Source organism: Maribacter sp. X9 (assembly GCF_048537565.1).
Lineage (GTDB): Bacteria > Bacteroidota > Bacteroidia > Flavobacteriales > Flavobacteriaceae > Maribacter.
In genome coordinates this window covers 104,855-120,985 of sequence record NZ_CP183215.1, presented here as the reverse complement: position 1 = coordinate 120,985, position 16,131 = coordinate 104,855, and the positions used below count along the sequence as shown (strand labels likewise).

The following is a 16,131-nucleotide window of genomic DNA, read 5'->3' as shown; positions in this document are numbered from 1 at the left end:
AAAGTAACGAATGAAAAAGCAAACGAACATAAAATCCATCGACCCAACTTCCATTTCCCAGCAAGAACTTCACGGCTATTTACTTTCTGCCGTGGCGCCAAGACCTATTTGTTTTGCAAGTACCATCGATAAGGATGGGAACGTGAATTTGAGTCCGTTCAGCTATTTCAATTTGTTCAGTGTCAATCCGCCGATTATGGTCTTTTCTCCTTCCAGAAGAGGTCGGGATAATACTACCAAACATACCTTGGACAATGTGTTGGAGGTTAAGGAAACCGTCATCAATATCGTGAATTATGATATGGTGGAGCAAATGTCCTTGTCCAGTACCGAATATGCCCATGGGGTCAATGAATTTGTAAAAGCCGGATTTACTCAGGTGCCCAGTGAAAAGGTAAAACCACCCCGAGTAGGGGAGGCGCCGGTAGCGTTTGAATGTGTGGTGGATCAAGTAATTGCTTTAGGGGATGAAGGTGGTGCCGGTAATCTGGTATTGGCCAAAGTGGTTAAGATCCATATCAACGAAGCCTTTTTGGATAAAGAAGGAAATTTGGATACGCCTAAACTGGATTTGGTAGCCCGTATGGGCGGTAATTGGTATTGCCGGGCAAATGGCGATGCACTTTTTGAAATCCCAAAACCCATCCGTACCCATGGCATAGGCGTGGATAGCCTACCCCAGGAAGTACGGGAGAGCAGCGTCCTGACCGGAAATAATTTAGGACGTTTGGGAAATTTGGAGGAAATTCCCACCCGAGAGACCATTGACCGTATTGCGGGACATCCAGAGGTAAAATCAGTATTGGAACTAAGCGATACGGTGACGGAAAAGCATAAACTGGCCCAAAAATGGATCAATGAGGGGCATACGGAAGATGCATTGGCGCTATTGCACCTTTAATCAGCTTTTATTAGTCCTATTCGTTTTGAATGGGCAATAGCTTCCGCACTGTTGGTAAAATAGCAGGTTTCAATATTCTTTTCTTTTATCTGCTTCATTTTCTCCAAAATGGCCGGTTTGGGTCGTTTTGAAACTTGCCGTATATACACCGCTCTGATGTTTTTTGGAAACTTGGTGCAGATGCGTTCATAGATATTGGCATCTTTTTGTGAATCGTCTCCCAACAACACATACTGTGAATCCGGATAAAAGGAAATGATCCGTTCTATTTTATCGAATTTATGATCGTGATTTCCCCCACCGGTCTTTAAAAAATCGAATACCCTTGTTTTCAGTGCTTTAAGCTTAAGAACGGATTTGGGTAATTTTTGCAAGATGGAAAACTGTACGATAAAGTAGTAGAGGTTCCATTCACTGCTCGATACAAAGAAAAAGGAATTGGGTGAATTCTTGTTTTTCGGGTTGTTTTCCAAGGCCTTATAGTGGGCTTCCACTTCTTCAAAGGTTTTACGTTGGTTAACGTTTCGGGTTAACAGCACATAGAGTTTTTTCCAAATATTACCACTGTGGGAAATCAGGAAGGTGTCGTCAATATCTGAGATGATGGTCAATCCGGTTTCGAAGGGTTTACGAAATTCTGCCTTCTCGATAATTCCGTATCGATGGCCTTCCAATTTACAGATTACTTCGTAACTATGCCATCCGGGCTCCAACGGAAAATTATAGGGCAAATTGAACCTGAAGTATCCGTTCGCATTGGTACTGCTGATTACGTTTAAATCTCTAAACCTGAATTGTACCTCGACATTTTTTAAGGGGCGTATGCTGAACATGTTCCACAGGGCTAGAATGTGGTAGAATCCGTTGCGGTCAATTTCGTAGTTACTGGGTCCCCATGATTCGAAAACGTGTCCAAAGACCACGATTTCAGTGTCATTAGCATAGCCTCTATACAATTGTAGGTCTAATTTCATTTTTTAGGGGTAATCATCGGTTTGGAAAATACTTAATTTTGGGTAAAATAGTGGGTCTATATGGAAAATAAAATACTGCTGGTCCTAAATCCCATTGCAGGGGATAAGGATAAGGAGCATATTGAGGATGCAGTACGGCAGATGGCCAATAAAAATAACTTTGGACTACAGGTGTATAAGACCACCGGTAAAGAGGATAAGGTCAAGATTCTTTCCCTTTTGGATGAAGAAGATTTCTCAAGGATTTTTATAGCCGGCGGTGACGGCACCATACGCGAAGTGGCCGACGCTATTAAGGACCGGGACCTTTTAATCGGCCTTTTTCCAAGTGGTTCTGCCAACGGACTGGCATTGAATCTTAATATTCCAGAAGATTTAGAGGAACAACTAGAAATAGCCATGGGCGGTACGTTTCTAACTTTAGATATTCTAGAGGTTGGAGGTCATACTTCTTTACATATTTCCGATTTTGGGGTGAATGCGGCCCTGATCAAAAACTATGAGAAATCTGATGTTCGTGGAAAGTTGGGATACCTTCTACAAGCCATACCTACCCTGACCACCAGTAAATATCCGTTTGCCGTAACGGTAAAAGCCAATGATAAGACAATTAACGAAGAAGTGATATTGGTTGCCATTGCCAACGCAAAAAAGTTTGGCACCGGTGCCAATATCAATCCCACCGGGAAATTGGATGACGGTATTTTTGAAGTATTGCTGTTTAAGAATTTTGATATATCGGAAATACTGAAAACCTTTTACGGCGAAATAGCACCCAACAGTGAATTTGTAACCGTAATCAAAACGACCGAAGCCAGAATAACCTGCGAGGAACCCCTTCCTTTTCAAATAGATGGGGAATTTATGGGGGATAAAAAAGAAATTGTGGCGAGAATGCGGCCTGAAAAATTAAAAATATTAAGTGCGTTGTAAATCTATTCTAAAAGGTCGTCCGGCTCAATATGAATTAATACATGACCGATATTAGGGAGTTCTGCCCGAAGATAATCCTTAAGATGGTGCGAAATATCATGGCCTTCCTTAACCGATATTTTACCGTCCACCACCGCGTGTAAATCGATATGGAATTTCATTCCCGCTTTGCGGATAAAGCATTTTTCCGTGGCCTTGACCCCTTTCACTTCAAGGGATTTGACCCGTATTTCTTCCAACAGCTCATCGTATCGTTGTTCATCCATAATTTCGCCCAAGGCCGGTCTTAGGATTAAATAACTATTATAAAAAATAAAGCCAGCGGCAATTAAGGCGGCCCAGTCATCAGCGGTCTCAAAGCCTTTTCCAAAATAGATGGCAATGGAAATGCCGATAAATGCCATTACGGAGGTAATCGCATCACTTCGATGATGCCAGGCATCGGCCTTTAAGGAGGAACTATTGGTTTGCCTGCTTTTTTTAATCACGACCTGATAGGAGATTTCCTTCCATAAAATGATCAGGCCCAAAACAACTAAAGTCCAAGGTTTGGGCACTTTATGGGGGGTTTGGATATTCTCTATGCTCTCGTAAGCGATGACGGTTGCGGAAATCACCAAAAAGGCCACGACTAAAAAGGTGATAATGGGCTCAATTTTTCCGTGGCCGTAGGGGTGGTTATCATCTGCAGGGCGTTTGGCATAGGTAAACCCTACTAGGACTAGGATAGATGAAAAAATATCCGTGGTGGACTCAATAGCGTCGGCAATAAGCGCATAGGAATTCCCGAAAAACCCGGCCAGTCCCTTGATCAAGGCCAAGGCGGTGTTCCCGATGATACTGAAATATGTCGTCCTAATGGCCGTTTGCACATTGTTCATGTTGCAAAGGTACGGCACCTCAAAAACAAAGAAATGGAATTAGCGGATTAATTCAGGTGTAAAAACGGTCGATTTCTTCGCAATCCTTCCTTGAGGAAGTAAGGCGTTTACCGGGACTTTTCCATAGAATCGCTAAATTCCCTATTCACAAATCTGGGCGGACTGTCGCCCTGCCAATTGCCATTCCTTTTTGTTTTTGACCCAAACATTGGTGAATCGTCTTGGTATCCAATCTTTTTGATCGGGCGTCATATCTGCGGGTTGTTGCAGTTCCTTGCCCATGACAATGGCCATGTTGCCGTTGAAGGTGATTTTCTCTATGATGCGTTCCACCTTGGGAAATACATGACCGCTCTTCATCAAGGCCACAATGTCGGTTGGGGTTACGATTTTTCCTTTGGGATTGTTGACCACATACTCTTCTGTCCAAATTTTCAGCAAAGCATCGGTATCTCCTTGGTCCAATAATGCGGTCCAGTGTTTTTCCAATTCCCGTATGCGTTGTTCATCCTTAGATTGGGAAAAGGCAAGGGAAGTAATCAGGGTAAAAGCGATGATCAATACGTTTATTTTTTTCATGGGATATTTATTTTTTAGTGCTTCAATTACGAATAGTGCTGCGTTAAGCATATATCTTCCGGAATTCGACCGGAGTGGTTGCCGTATGCGTTTTAAATACTTTTGGGTTCATGGTTTTTGGGTTTAATCAAAAATATGATCCTCATAATTGGCCCACCATTCTGCTATATCAACTTTGGGTTTTCGGCAGAGATATAAAGGTATTCCGTTTTCTTCGTCGATGGCATAGGGGTGGGTAATAATTTTCACCAGTTCCGTTTCTTGAAAAACTTTTTCTACGGTAGCTTTCTCATTGCCAAGGCTGATCCATACATCGGCATTGGGATTTCCATAGCCCCAAGTCCAAAAACTACCGTGCCTGCTAATGGGGTCGGGCAAATTGTATCGCTCACCCAAGATTTTAAGGGCGCCCGCTTCCCCATAGTTTTCCGCCCATAAAACACAGTTTTGTTTTTCCTTTGGGGATAAGGTTTTATAGACACTGTCGACCAATTTCACCTGTTCTTCCCATCCGAACATATCGGCATAATCAGAAGTTAGTGTAATGCGGCCATCTTCCTCTTTTAGCTGGGCATAGTCCACAAAGGTGTCGATAGGTAAAACAGGCGTCGCTTCGGGAATGAAATAAAGCGAAGGTAAAAGGACAACGGCTGAAATGACATACATCCAAATGGGTTTCTTTGAAAGCAAGGTTTCTAGGGTAACGGCGCCCGCTGCGAAAAGAACGGGATAGATTCCAAATACATAATAGGCCTTGGCATTGAGTAGCCAAAGCGTGCTGAAAATGACAACGACCGCCACACCCAGCGACCTATATTTCTTCAAGTTTTTGCTGATGAGTAACCTGAACAATCCAAACAAACTGACAAGGAGCGTAAACGGAAAATAGAGTTGTTCCAAACCGAATTCCAGAGGGTCTATTTCCTCCAATTGGTTTTCGGACAGGGCCTGTAGGTGTTTTAAAAGCGGAAAATCGTGTTGTATTTGCCAGATAAGATTGGGTAGGAAAATGAGCAGTGCAAGGAATGCGGCAACATAAAGCCATTTGTTTTTAAATAGGCTTCCTTTTTGATATAAAAACAGCCCGACGAATATTCCAAATGCCCAGACCAAAATGGTGTATTTGGTCAATAACCCCAACCCCAAGCTTACTCCCAATAGTAGTAGGAATTTTTTGTTTTGCGAGTTGATGAACTTGAGGAGTAGATAGAAACCTAAGGTCCAAAAGAATTGGTCGAACGCCACAGGTTGAAAAAGCGTATGATTCCGGTAAAAGAGCAAGAAGGCGAGTACGCAGATGCCCGATAGTACAACGGCCTTTGTTTTTCCGCCCAATTCCAAAGCCATGAGACAGCATAATATAAGGATGCCTACGCCGGCCAAGGTCGGAAAAAGCCGAATGCCCCATAGCGAATCCGCAAAAATCCAATGGGCTATTTTTCCGATAAAACCTATGAACGGGGGAAATTCCATATAGCCCCAATCCAAATGCTGGCCTGCGGACAAGTGTAATAATTCATCGCGGTGAAAGCCGTAGTTGCGATTGCCTAAGCATTGAATGATGAACTTGACCAAGGATAAACCCAAGATGATCGGAAGGTATTTTTTCATGGTTTGGTCTCCAGTAAAGAATTTATTACTGTCCCTAAGATAAGGGAACTTTGGTTTATTCTAGATCATGTAATGCAGTTTCGCTAGCCTGTTTTATCAGTACCAACCACTTTTTGTGAATAAATCTACCGCCAGTCTTTTTTGTTGTCCGTCATATTCTCCTAGCAATTCTTGTCCGTTACGGCGAGTGTTCTCATTCATATATATGAGCATAAATAAAATACCTGTCCTGAGTGTGGTCGAAACACAAAACGTCTTTCATGGTTTCACTCGAACTGACAGTGCGTTTTATGGGTCTAATTATAACGAACTCTTATGCCGTATGTCACTTCGAGTGTTTTTTAGATGAGTAGAGCGAATCTAAAAAATGTATCGAGAAGCTCGCGTGTTCCGAACGGTTCTCGATACAAGACGTCTTTCAGGGTTTCACTCGAACTGACAGTAGGTTTTATTGTTTTGATTGTAATATAAATCGTTGTGTGCCATATGTCACTTCGAGTGAATTTTGAGGCACGAAAAATTAGTATCGAGAAGCCTTGCGTGTCCCAATCGTTCTCGATACAATTTTAGGTTTATGCTGCGCTGCAACCTAAAACCACTCGAACTGACACTTCATTTTATGTTTTCCTGTCCCTTACTTGGTTCATCTGTCACTTCGGGTGTTTTTTAGATCAACATCGCGAATCTAAAAATGTATCGATAAGCTCGCGTGTTCCGAACGGTTCTCGATACAAGACCTCTTTCAGGGTTTCACTCGAACTGACAGTAGGTTTTATTGTTTTGATTGTAATATAAATCGTTGTGTGCCATATGTCACTTCGAGTGAATTTTGAGGCACGAAAAATTAGTATCGAGAAGCCTTGCGTGTCCCCATCGTTCTCGATACAATTTTAGGTTGATGCTGCGCTACAACCTAAAACCACTCGAACTGACAATGCGTCTTTTAAAGCGATTGTTTAATGAAAGGTTTAGTTACTACGCAAAACACTTTTCAACGCATTGATGTTCCCGTCGATACCTGCAGGGATTTCCAACTCCAACACTTTGCACATCAAGGGATAGATGTGGATGTTCTTTACGGACGGGACTTCCATATCGCTTTTGAAAGCGGGGCCTTTGGCGTAAAAAATACCGTGCATGTCGATAAGGTTGGTATCAAAACCATGAACCCCGGTGGTGTTGATGTTCTTTTCCATTCTGGTGGCAATGGCCTTTTTGGGAGCAAAATAATAGCCCTTGTCTGGAACCAATTGCAACACTCCCCAGTCTTGTCGAGTCGGGGTTTTTTCAAACCCGGGTGTATCCGCCGTTCGGTAGACTTTAAAATGGTTTTCTTTGGTGGACAGGTAGGTTAGTAACTGATCGATATCCACCTGCCCTTTCGGGTGAATGTTCACGAGGGAGCCTTGGTTTACGTATGTAAAAAGGCTATCATTTTCTATGTCATCCATGGGGATGAGGGTTGTCGTGGGCTGGTCCGCCATCCCATGGTCGGACACCACGATGATGTTCACCGGCAACCCCGTTGCGGCCACCTCTTGAAACAGTTTGCCCAAGCTTTTATCCAATTCGAACAGGCCTTTTTTGATTTGCGCTTCGTTGGAGGGACCGTATTTGTGTCCGACATCGTCCGTATCACTAAAATACATGGTAATCAAATGTGGTCTTTTTTCGGCGGGAAGTTGGAGCCAAGCTATGGCTTGCGCCACACGGGTCTCGTTTTTAACCTTGCCGTCGTATTTGTAATAGTAAGTGGGGGTAATCCCTTGGATATTGGCCTCCGTACCGGCAAAGAAATAACTGGCCGTAACCATGTTCGCTTTGTTCGCTTCCAGCCAAATGGGCGAACCTCCGTAAAAGCTGCCGTCTTCCGCGGTTGCCCGGTCCCGGATATTGTATTCCTTTTGGTGTTTATAGCTGTAAAAAACATTGCCTAGAATACCGTGATGGTCGGGGTACAGCCCGGTGGCAATGGTGTAATGGTTGGGAAAGGTTTTGGAAGGGTAGGAGGGGATAAGGGATTTCGCTTTTACCCCGCCATCGATAAAGGCCGACAAATTGGGCGGATCGTACTTTTCCACATAATCCCAACGAAAACCATCTAAGGAAATCAAGATGAGGTAGGGTTTCTCCTGCGCCTCCTTAGAGTTGAGGGTCGTAATTTGTTGAGCGGTAGGTTTGGCTGCGGTAGGAGCAAGTTTTTGATGGCAGGAAGCTAGGAGGATAATGCCCAGAAAATAGAGTAGTACCGATGGACTAGTTCGATGTATCATGTTTGGTGGTGTTGTTCGTGCCGAACAAGGTACGAGCAATTTTTGAAAAGCATTGGCGAATGTGTGTGAATAAAACATGAAGAAATACCCGGCGCAGGAACTGTTTACCCCTTGAGAAGCAGACCCTGTCCCTACTTTTTGGAACTTTCAAAGGCTGATAGGCACGCATCCAACGGAGCACCGTTGGTATGGATACATTCGCAAAACGTAAATCCGGCTTCTTCGTTTTTGGTATGCTCAAACTGCTTCTTACAGTCCGATAGGGAATTCCTGGGCATCACTTCCAATCCAAATTCGGCCCATACTACCGTAAGTACGACGGTAATGATGACCCCGATAAAAAATAGCCATGGAAAGCTGTTGCTGTAGGTTGTCGGCTTTTCGAATAGGCCAACATGGGTATACTTTCTAAAGGGCAACAGAAATTTGAGTCGGTCATAATGCCAGACCAGCAGGAACAGATTGGCAAGCACCATGAGCGGTGCCGTAACATAGGAGCCCTCAAAGCGTACGGCGAATGAAAGTATCCAAATATTGACGATAATGGGAAAGTAAAGTAATGCACCTAATGGAACCATTCTAGGAATCAATAAAAGAACGGCGGCGACCACCTGGGCAACTCCAATAAAGGTGTAATAATAACCGGTATGATGTAGGGCCTCAAGATAGGCGCCCATGGGGTGGAGGGGCGAAAGTCCGCTAGCGAATCGTTCGCCCAAAATCTTCACCATACCGGCAACGATAAAGGCGTAGGCCAAACTTATACGGCAAAACAGCGCAAAAAGCCAATACCACCTATTGCTTTTAAGGCTTACATAGAACCGTTCAAATTTTAAAACCGTGGACAAGGCAGTAGGATTTGTGTAAATCACGAATTTACAATTTATGGGGATTGCCGCCAATTCTTGGTAGGTAAGCAATTTTAGCAAGTCTTTTGAATTCGGAATCCGTTCGTAATGTTGGAGGGTTTTTAGTGCTCCCTTAACGTCACAAAAAGCTGTGCCTTTATTTTCCATACGCCAGAGGCTTTGGTCCATTGGGCGGAGTAGTTGCCCCCGACAATGGCTTTCTCACTTACATCGGGGTCGTAACCGTTCCAAATGCCGTTTTCCCAGGCTAATCCTCTTTTTTCGTTGACCTCAATTTCGTGTGCGGTGCGTACCCAGTACATTTTGCTATCGCCAGCCTCTAGAATATAGTCTTCCAGTGCCTTTTTACCGGAAAGCAAGGTTCCGCTGCCGGTAGTGGTCAAGACATCTTCGGTCAAGAAGGACAGCACTTTGGTGTGGTCAAGGGCTTTTAGGGCTTGGTTGGAAGCATCTCTAAGGGTAAGGATTTGTTCCTTATCGGTTTGGGCATAAAGTGCCGCTGTAGAAAAACAGTAGGCTACGACCAGCATCAGTAGGAGTTTTATCGTTTTCATATTTAGGATTGAATTTTAATGAACATTACCTTATCTGGATTTCTGCGACCGTTACTGTGGATGGCAATAATTATTGCTTCAAACTCACCTTTTCCAGAAACTTAAAATCGCCGTTTTCTTCTTGGATTAGACCATTTTCTAAATCTAATTCGAATATTAGTGTTGACTTCATGTCATTTGACAAATCCAATTCTATATCAGTTCTGTTTGAAATTGCAGCATCTAATAATTGATAGTTAAATTGCTCTCCATCGACGGTTAAAAAACCTGAATCAAATCCGAAGTCAAAGGCAACCGCCTTGGATAAATCATTATCTGCTTTGAATACCAATACTGCTTCATTTGAATCATTTTTTCGGTAATCCAAATTTTCTCCACCAATATAAATGGTTCTGATTCCTTCATCATTTCCATTCATCTCATATACTCTAACAAATTGAACCAGAATATTAAATTCTTCAATATTCAAATCAATTGGGCTCTTAAATGTAAAAAAGTATTCCGTTTCCGGTTTTGCATCTTCTGTATCGCAGGATGAAAAGCCAGTCAAGGTTATGATTAGCAAAAGGATTTTTTTTATGGAATTCATTTTTTTAGGTCTCAATTAAAGCAATTACTTATGGCCATTAAGCCTGCTGTACAAGTTAGCGAAAAAATCGGTTGGTAATCATTGGTGATCCCTTGATCGATCGTAAATTCAGGAAGTAAGTGAAGCAATTTGAACTACCTTATCCAACGTACTGTATACGCCGCAAAAAATGTGATTACCGATATTAGAGCCGACCCTTCTCATGAAAAGGGATGCACCTCTCGGCCATCGCCTATAACCTGAAGAAGTACCTGAAATTCGACCAAAAACGGGTAAAAAGCGGGGCGGGACAGCTTGCTTTGATGGCAGTGGCCAAAAGTGTGCTACAAAACCTGTTTCAAGCTTCCATGACGCATCGGAATTTGGACTTCCGTTTCTGAGTCGACAAGAAAAAAGCCCCGTAAAGGGGCTGATATTCATCTGTAATTTAATTGGTTAGGGGCTTGTGCAACGGTTACCATTGTTGTGTTTAGTTTTATTCATATTTCGAAAGGAATTTTTCTTTCAATTCTTCAGAAATATTTGGGTCAGCAAGTACTTTTGCGTCAATTTCCATTTTTCGTCCTTTTTTATTCGATTCACTTCTATCGTGGATTAAATCAATTATTATTAGAATAACAATCAAAATACATAAAGTTAAAAATTCACCATATGGACTTGAATCTTTTGAAAATTTTAAAAAATATTTTTCAAAATCAATTTCTAAAGTTATTGAAGCAATAATAGCCAGAATTAGTGGTATCGTTAATAAAACTTTGATTTTCGACAGGTGAATTTTCTTTGCAAAGAAAAATCCTATTTTCTTAAAAATTTTTATCATTCTTCCAATTTTTTGCTTTCGTACTCCAATTTTGAAATTGACTCCATTACTTTACTCAATCTGAAATAGAATATTGTGATAAATTCCTTTTGAATTTGAGGAGATTGATGTTGAATAATAACTATTCTTAATTCGTCTAAATCTCTAATAGCTGTACTTAAATACTCTTCATAGTATTGATAATTTATATTTTCTCTGTTTTTTAAAGACGAAATCTTATTGTAAAAGATTATTTGAAGACCTTCTACATTCTTTAGCAATTCATATTTATGCTCTGGAATTCTATAATCAAATAAGGGAAGACTTCTATAGTTTTTCTTTTCATTTTCTTTTTTTTGTTCGTTTTCAAGTTTATATAAAATTTCTCTCCAATCTTTTTTAGAATGGGACAACTCAATATTAATTTTTAAAAAAGTCAACAATATTATTGCAGTAGCTCCATAACCAACCCAATATGAAAGAGAGAAAAACACAATTGAAAACCACAAGACACCAATAATCAACAAAGTTATTAGAATCCACTCCCAAATCATCTTTTCATCAGATTTGATTTCATTCCGTATGAATTTATCTATATACTTCATTTTTTAAATTACACAAAACGCTTAGTATATGAAAAGTAGGCGATTTCGAAGCACAAAACTTTCGGTTAAGCACTTACTTTGATACGAGCCAAAAGCCTTGATTTTATTACTGTTTCGCCTATTTTTTATATACATTGTTAGCCACAGGTGTTTATTATTCCTTTCAGATATTGTTTTACTTTTGGATATTCTATGTCGTAAGTTGAAATATCTTTTTTTGATATTATTTCACATATTGTTTTAGACAAAAATAATTTCATACTTAAAGTATTAAAGTCAATTTCGTGTTTATCTTCATTATTTTGTCTGCACATTTCTGTTGCAAAATCTAAAATCGCCTTTCTATTATATGCAGGAAGAGTTCTCTTTTTTCTATCTGTTTTTTTAATTTGAGAATATTTTTTCTTTCGCAAGAACTTATTTACCGAATCAAAAAATAAATCAGGATATACGAAGTCTTCCAATTCAATATCATTAAATTTTTCATCATCAAAACGATTAATAAACTTACATTCAAGCTCTATGGATTCATAGGCTTTATCCTTTAAGGTGTTAAATTTACTTCTACCAGCAGGGTCTCTGTCAAAGATTGCCACTATTTTAGGTTTATATTCTAATTCTGAACAGAAATCGTTTAAAAATTGTAAAAAACCTGGGTATTTGTCAACACCACCACCAACTAAAATGTTTGGAATTGGTAAGTTAAATTTTAATAATAGAGCAACAAATAAGTCTTTATCTTCTTGACCTTCAACAAGCAAGTTAAAAGGCATAACCTCCCAAGAATCATTTCTGCCTATCCCAAAATTTTCTTTAATTTTTTGTGCCTGCTCAAAGTTAGAACCTTTGAAAATGACCGTATTTAATTTATAAAAGAGCAACCCTTTTTTTCGAGAATATTCTTTCAATTCTTTTGTACCTTCAAATAAAAAGGTGTTACCTAATTGATTAACATCTATAAAAAAATGAGAATGAGTAGTAATAATTATTTGACTTGTATCTGATTCGGATATCAATTTGTTATAAAGACTTTTCTGTAAACCAGCTTGGAGAAATGCTTCTGGTTCATCAATTGCCCAAATTATATCTCTTTTTGTCCTTGAATTAACGTATTGAATTAAAGATAATAAAATTGTTCTTTGAATACCACTACCTTTTGTTTCAAGCTTTCGTTCATTAGTATCAAACAATGTAAATTCAATAATCTTCGAAATTGCATCTCTTAAAAATAAATATTCAGGAAATCTTATTTGAAGTTTCCAATCATTAGAATCTATTGATTCTACATCTTTTAAATGACTTTGAAAAATTTTCGTTAATTCCGTTTCAATTTTGCCAACAGACTGTTTAGATAACTTTATAAATTCGTCCAATTTAGCTAATGATTCTTTTTGATTTTTTCCTCTTCTTTGGTCAAGTCCCAATGGAAGTATTTCATCATTTACTATTTCTGAAACCAGTTTTGGTATATTAACATTACTTGCTTCAACAAAAAAGAATTTGAAATTTTTAGCAAGAAAATCTCGAATTTCTTTTTCAGTTAAATCTACATTTTCTTTTTTGCCTTTTAATGTTATCTCTTTATTACCTGCTTTTTCAGTAAAACTTTGTGAGAATGAATATGCTAAACCACTTTCGATTTCAATAATTTTTGCTTTTAATGAAATTGCATAACCTTGACCTCTTGACCCCTCCGCAATGTGATATGGGATATCCTCTTCTGCATTAAAATTTTCAGTGTTTGGATTAAAAAACAAATTTAAAGCTCGTAAAAAGTTCGTTTTCCCAACATTATTCGAACCACAAATAGTTATTAAATTCCCATCATTTATTGTCAGTTTGATATTTGAAATCGAGCGAAAATTTTTAATACTAAATTCTGACAATTTAAATTTCATTCGTGTTGTTGTTTTTACTTGTGGCTAACGGTCTCGGTTATGAGTAGTTGCGTGGGTTAGCATGTAACTTTGCAAGTAAACACCGAGTTGGAAATTCCGCAGGAATTTCCAAAGTAGGCGAGAACAAGCAATTGCTTATAGCCATTGTTTGGCACAGTATTTTATTAATCAAAAATTTCAAAAGGATAAGATCGTGCTCTCCCTTTTCTTAATTTACTTGGTACTTTAAATTTAGGCTTTTTATTAGGTGTCAGTTCACTTATTGCTTGTACGATTCCAACAATTGTAATTAACAGGAAAACAATTGCTAACAATGCTAATAGCAAAATGAAAACATTGTAAATACTAAATGTTTCACCGTTAAAGAAGTTATTGAAAGAGAATAAATAAAGTTCTTTTGCGAAATGTTTAAAAGAATAAATTATTCCAATAATTGCTGTAAGTAAGACTCCAAAGATAATTCCAAACCAAAAGCCTGTCCAATTGTATTTTTTCTTTTTCTCTTCTTCGTAATATGAATAAGGAAGTCTGCTTATTTTTAAATTAGGTTGTAAATCATCTGCTGTTATTGTAAATGAGTATGTTATTTTGTTTTGTTTTTCCTTTTCTTCTTTCGATTCTGATGGAAGTGAATCCTGAAGTAATAGTTTTACAACAAAAAATTCTCCTGAATTTAATAAGGGAATACTAAATTCAATTATGTTTTGGTCTTCCGTTTCGATTATTTCATAATCAATATTCCTACCTTCAGGTTCAATATGAATGATGTTGGCGCTAAAGACTCTGTTCTCTTTAGGTATTATTAACCGTAGAGGCTCAATAATATCTTTAATTGGAATATCTCCATCATTGGCTATCAAAAATTGCACTTGATTGATATTGTCAATTTTATGGTCTTTATAAGTTACGATTAATTCCTCTTTTAATTCCGGGTCTAAATCAGAAAAAAGTCGGCTTGTGAATTGTAAAAAAGGTGTTAGGGATTTCTCTTTTAAGCTTTTATTAAAGAAGTATTTTGAAACTATGTAGGTTATTACTGCACCTACAATAATTCCTCCGACAGTTAATCCAATAGTTATTCCATCCATAATTTTTTCATATTGTGCCCCAACGTTATCGGCTCGTATGTTTGATACTTAAGTTGAAGATAAGGTATTATAGAATAATAAAAGAGTTGGTAAAGAAGAGTGATTTCGTGGTTTGGCTAGATGCAGAATAATGATATCGTCGCTTAGGGTTACACTCTAACCAAGCTACCGCTTTTAAAAGCGGTAGCTTGTATACTCAACAATATGCTAAAATAGAAGGGACAGAGAGGTCTCGGCTAGATACGCCTATGGTGATATCGTTTCATAGGAATCCCGCCCTTCTATAATTTTCTTGGAATCCGGACAGTACCTAGGTCCTATTCAACAGAGATCGAATCAAATGCGAGCAAGGATGCTGAGGAAAGTTATAGCTAAAAAAAACGATGTTATGGAAAAACGTTTAAAACAATGTTTGGGTATCGATGTGTCCAAACTGAACTTGTCATTATCCCTAGGTTTTCTAACAGATGGACTTGATAAAGAATTCACCTCCCATCCAGATGTACCCAATGATCTATCAGGTTACAAAGAGCTATTGAGATGGTTGAGAAAATCCGCGGATACCAAAGTTGAGCTTTTGGTGGTCATGGAAGCCACGGGAGTATACCATCAAGGCGTGGCCCATTATCTACACGCCAAAGGTTATTCGGTTTGTGTAATGCAGTCGGGCAGGGTAAAAAGTTACGCTCGGAGTCTGGACCAACGTTCGAAGACAGATGCTTTGGATTGTAAAATGCTCAGTATGCTCGGTCTGGAAAGGTCTATCCGTCTTTGGCAACCGCCCAGTGAAGAACTTCAACGATTAAAAGCGTTAAGTAGGGAGCGAAGTTCTTTGATAAAAGATAGAACAATAGAGAACAACCGCCAGGGGGCAATCATATCGGGTGTTCATCATAATGCCAAAGCATTGAAAAGGCATAAGAACCGCTTGAAGCTTATTAAAGTTCAAATAGAAACAATAGAAGAAGAGATGCACGAACTCATATCTAAAAATGAAGTGCTGCGGAACAAGATCAACTTTATGGTGAGTATACCGGGTATTTCCTTCATATCGGCAGCTACCGTTGTTGGAGAGACCTTAGGTTTTGAATCCATAGAGAACGCAAAACAACTGACCAGCTATGCCGGTTATGATGTTGTATTGCGAGAGTCCGGGAACTTTAAAGGGAAAACAAGGATCAGCAAAAAGGGGAACAGCCATATCAGGGCAGTTCTACATATGCCGTCGATGACCTGCGTGCGCTGTAATCCAACGTTGAAACAATTCTATGATAGACTTAAACCCAAGAAAGCAAAGCCATTGGTGGCCTTAATAGCGGTTCAAAGAAAGTTGTTGATATTGATGTACACCTTATGGAAAAACGAAGAAGTCTATGACGTGGCATTTGAGACAAAAAAGCAGCAAAAGCATGAAGCCCTTGCTGCGCGGGATAACAACTTGATAGATCAACTTGCTTCCTAAAATTTTAAAGAAAAAACTTGTTTTTTGACACAGTACCTAAGCGTAGTGCGGAGGCAAGTAAACTTTTCGTTTCCGTCTGTGCACGTAGCTAAAGCTTTTGGTTTCGCTTTTTCTT

The 16,131-nt window shown here is 39.3% G+C and carries 15 protein-coding genes and 1 pseudogene; 4 read left to right on the top strand and 12 right to left on the bottom strand.

Features of this window, described 5'->3' with window-relative positions:
* The first annotated feature begins 10 nt into the window (after positions 1-10).
* Positions 11-901: a flavin reductase family protein gene (locus ACNR9Q_RS00500; protein WP_419212622.1), complete on the top strand. Its 891-nt coding sequence runs from the start codon at positions 11-13 to the stop codon at positions 899-901.
* On the opposite strand, the gene ACNR9Q_RS00495 is transcribed toward ACNR9Q_RS00500, so the two are convergent.
* The gene (locus ACNR9Q_RS00495) at positions 898-1,875 is read right to left on the bottom strand and encodes an App1 family protein (protein ID WP_419212621.1); all 978 of its coding nucleotides are present in this window, start codon (positions 1,873-1,875) and stop codon (positions 898-900) included. The genes ACNR9Q_RS00500 and ACNR9Q_RS00495 overlap by 4 nt on opposite strands.
* A gap of 60 nt (positions 1,876-1,935) precedes the next feature.
* Here ACNR9Q_RS00495 and ACNR9Q_RS00490 point away from each other — a divergent pair, with 60 nt between their 5' ends.
* Positions 1,936-2,808 carry a diacylglycerol/lipid kinase family protein gene (locus ACNR9Q_RS00490; RefSeq protein ID WP_419212620.1) on the top strand — a complete coding sequence of 291 codons (873 nt, stop codon included), beginning with the start codon at positions 1,936-1,938 and terminating at the stop codon, positions 2,806-2,808.
* A 2-nt stretch (positions 2,809-2,810) separates the two neighbouring features.
* Here ACNR9Q_RS00490 and ACNR9Q_RS00485 read toward each other — a convergent pair whose 3' ends face one another.
* From ACNR9Q_RS00485 to ACNR9Q_RS00455, 7 genes are all read right to left on the bottom strand, one after another.
* Positions 2,811-3,689, bottom strand: a complete 879-nt coding sequence (locus ACNR9Q_RS00485; RefSeq protein WP_419212619.1) for a cation diffusion facilitator family transporter — start codon at positions 3,687-3,689, stop codon at positions 2,811-2,813.
* A 141-nt stretch (positions 3,690-3,830) separates the two neighbouring features.
* Positions 3,831-4,268: a nuclear transport factor 2 family protein gene (locus tag ACNR9Q_RS00480; RefSeq protein ID WP_419212618.1), complete on the bottom strand. Its 438-nt coding sequence runs from the start codon at positions 4,266-4,268 to the stop codon at positions 3,831-3,833.
* A gap of 123 nt (positions 4,269-4,391) precedes the next feature.
* Positions 4,392-5,879: an ArnT family glycosyltransferase gene (locus ACNR9Q_RS00475; RefSeq protein WP_419212617.1), complete on the bottom strand. Its 1,488-nt coding sequence runs from the start codon at positions 5,877-5,879 to the stop codon at positions 4,392-4,394.
* A 968-nt stretch (positions 5,880-6,847) separates the two neighbouring features.
* Complete coding sequence (locus tag ACNR9Q_RS00470; protein WP_419212616.1) at positions 6,848-8,152, bottom strand: ectonucleotide pyrophosphatase/phosphodiesterase; 1,305 nt, start codon at positions 8,150-8,152, stop codon at positions 6,848-6,850.
* 131 nt (positions 8,153-8,283) lie between these two features.
* Complete coding sequence (locus ACNR9Q_RS00465) at positions 8,284-9,168, bottom strand: DoxX family protein (RefSeq protein ID WP_419212615.1); 885 nt, start codon at positions 9,166-9,168, stop codon at positions 8,284-8,286.
* Positions 9,123-9,575 (bottom strand): DUF4440 domain-containing protein, encoded by a 453-nt coding sequence (locus ACNR9Q_RS00460; protein WP_419212614.1) that lies wholly within the window; start codon positions 9,573-9,575, stop codon positions 9,123-9,125. The genes ACNR9Q_RS00465 and ACNR9Q_RS00460 overlap by 46 nt, the downstream gene beginning before the upstream one ends.
* A gap of 70 nt (positions 9,576-9,645) precedes the next feature.
* Positions 9,646-10,164, bottom strand: a complete 519-nt coding sequence (locus ACNR9Q_RS00455; protein ID WP_419212613.1) for a hypothetical protein — start codon at positions 10,162-10,164, stop codon at positions 9,646-9,648.
* Between the two features lie 206 nt (positions 10,165-10,370).
* On the opposite strand from ACNR9Q_RS00455, the pseudogene ACNR9Q_RS00450 reads away from it, so the two are divergent.
* Positions 10,371-10,544, top strand: a pseudogene (locus ACNR9Q_RS00450) (transposase); the annotation flags it as partial.
* 95 nt (positions 10,545-10,639) lie between these two features.
* Here the strand turns inward: ACNR9Q_RS00450 and ACNR9Q_RS00445 are convergent.
* The 4 genes from ACNR9Q_RS00445 to ACNR9Q_RS00430 all read right to left on the bottom strand — a co-directional run bounded on the left by ACNR9Q_RS00445 (position 10,640) and on the right by ACNR9Q_RS00430 (position 14,554).
* Positions 10,640-10,984: a hypothetical protein gene (locus ACNR9Q_RS00445; RefSeq protein WP_419212612.1), complete on the bottom strand. Its 345-nt coding sequence runs from the start codon at positions 10,982-10,984 to the stop codon at positions 10,640-10,642.
* Positions 10,981-11,568, bottom strand: a complete 588-nt coding sequence (locus tag ACNR9Q_RS00440) for a hypothetical protein (RefSeq protein ID WP_419212611.1) — start codon at positions 11,566-11,568, stop codon at positions 10,981-10,983. The genes ACNR9Q_RS00445 and ACNR9Q_RS00440 overlap by 4 nt, the downstream gene beginning before the upstream one ends.
* A gap of 137 nt (positions 11,569-11,705) precedes the next feature.
* Positions 11,706-13,466 carry an ATP-dependent nuclease gene (locus ACNR9Q_RS00435; protein WP_419212610.1) on the bottom strand — a complete coding sequence of 587 codons (1,761 nt, stop codon included), beginning with the start codon at positions 13,464-13,466 and terminating at the stop codon, positions 11,706-11,708.
* A 164-nt stretch (positions 13,467-13,630) separates the two neighbouring features.
* On the bottom strand, positions 13,631-14,554 hold the full coding sequence (locus tag ACNR9Q_RS00430) for a hypothetical protein (protein ID WP_419212609.1): 924 nt from the start codon (positions 14,552-14,554) through the stop codon (positions 13,631-13,633).
* 388 nt (positions 14,555-14,942) lie between these two features.
* Between ACNR9Q_RS00430 and ACNR9Q_RS00425 the strand changes: the two genes are divergently transcribed.
* Complete coding sequence (locus tag ACNR9Q_RS00425) at positions 14,943-16,016, top strand: IS110 family transposase (RefSeq protein WP_419211348.1); 1,074 nt, start codon at positions 14,943-14,945, stop codon at positions 16,014-16,016.
* Positions 16,017-16,131: the final 115 nt, after the last annotated feature.

What these genes read in the sequence shown, in the direction of transcription:
- ACNR9Q_RS00500 (WP_419212622.1), top strand. Translation starts at nt 11, where the DNA reads ATGAAAAAGCAAACGAACATAAAATCCATCGACCCAACTTCCATTTCC.
- ACNR9Q_RS00495 (WP_419212621.1), bottom strand. Translation starts at nt 1,875, where the DNA reads ATGAAATTAGACCTACAATTGTATAGAGGCTATGCTAATGACACTGAA.
- ACNR9Q_RS00490 (WP_419212620.1), top strand. Translation starts at nt 1,936, where the DNA reads ATGGAAAATAAAATACTGCTGGTCCTAAATCCCATTGCAGGGGATAAG.
- ACNR9Q_RS00485 (WP_419212619.1), bottom strand. Translation starts at nt 3,689, where the DNA reads ATGAACAATGTGCAAACGGCCATTAGGACGACATATTTCAGTATCATC.
- ACNR9Q_RS00480 (WP_419212618.1), bottom strand. Translation starts at nt 4,268, where the DNA reads ATGAAAAAAATAAACGTATTGATCATCGCTTTTACCCTGATTACTTCC.
- ACNR9Q_RS00475 (WP_419212617.1), bottom strand. Translation starts at nt 5,879, where the DNA reads ATGAAAAAATACCTTCCGATCATCTTGGGTTTATCCTTGGTCAAGTTC.
- ACNR9Q_RS00470 (WP_419212616.1), bottom strand. Translation starts at nt 8,152, where the DNA reads ATGATACATCGAACTAGTCCATCGGTACTACTCTATTTTCTGGGCATT.
- ACNR9Q_RS00465 (WP_419212615.1), bottom strand. Translation starts at nt 9,168, where the DNA reads ATGGAAAATAAAGGCACAGCTTTTTGTGACGTTAAGGGAGCACTAAAA.
- ACNR9Q_RS00460 (WP_419212614.1), bottom strand. Translation starts at nt 9,575, where the DNA reads ATGAAAACGATAAAACTCCTACTGATGCTGGTCGTAGCCTACTGTTTT.
- ACNR9Q_RS00455 (WP_419212613.1), bottom strand. Translation starts at nt 10,164, where the DNA reads ATGAATTCCATAAAAAAAATCCTTTTGCTAATCATAACCTTGACTGGC.
- ACNR9Q_RS00445 (WP_419212612.1), bottom strand. Translation starts at nt 10,984, where the DNA reads ATGATAAAAATTTTTAAGAAAATAGGATTTTTCTTTGCAAAGAAAATT.
- ACNR9Q_RS00440 (WP_419212611.1), bottom strand. Translation starts at nt 11,568, where the DNA reads ATGAAGTATATAGATAAATTCATACGGAATGAAATCAAATCTGATGAA.
- ACNR9Q_RS00435 (WP_419212610.1), bottom strand. Translation starts at nt 13,466, where the DNA reads ATGAAATTTAAATTGTCAGAATTTAGTATTAAAAATTTTCGCTCGATT.
- ACNR9Q_RS00430 (WP_419212609.1), bottom strand. Translation starts at nt 14,554, where the DNA reads ATGGATGGAATAACTATTGGATTAACTGTCGGAGGAATTATTGTAGGT.
- ACNR9Q_RS00425 (WP_419211348.1), top strand. Translation starts at nt 14,943, where the DNA reads ATGGAAAAACGTTTAAAACAATGTTTGGGTATCGATGTGTCCAAACTG.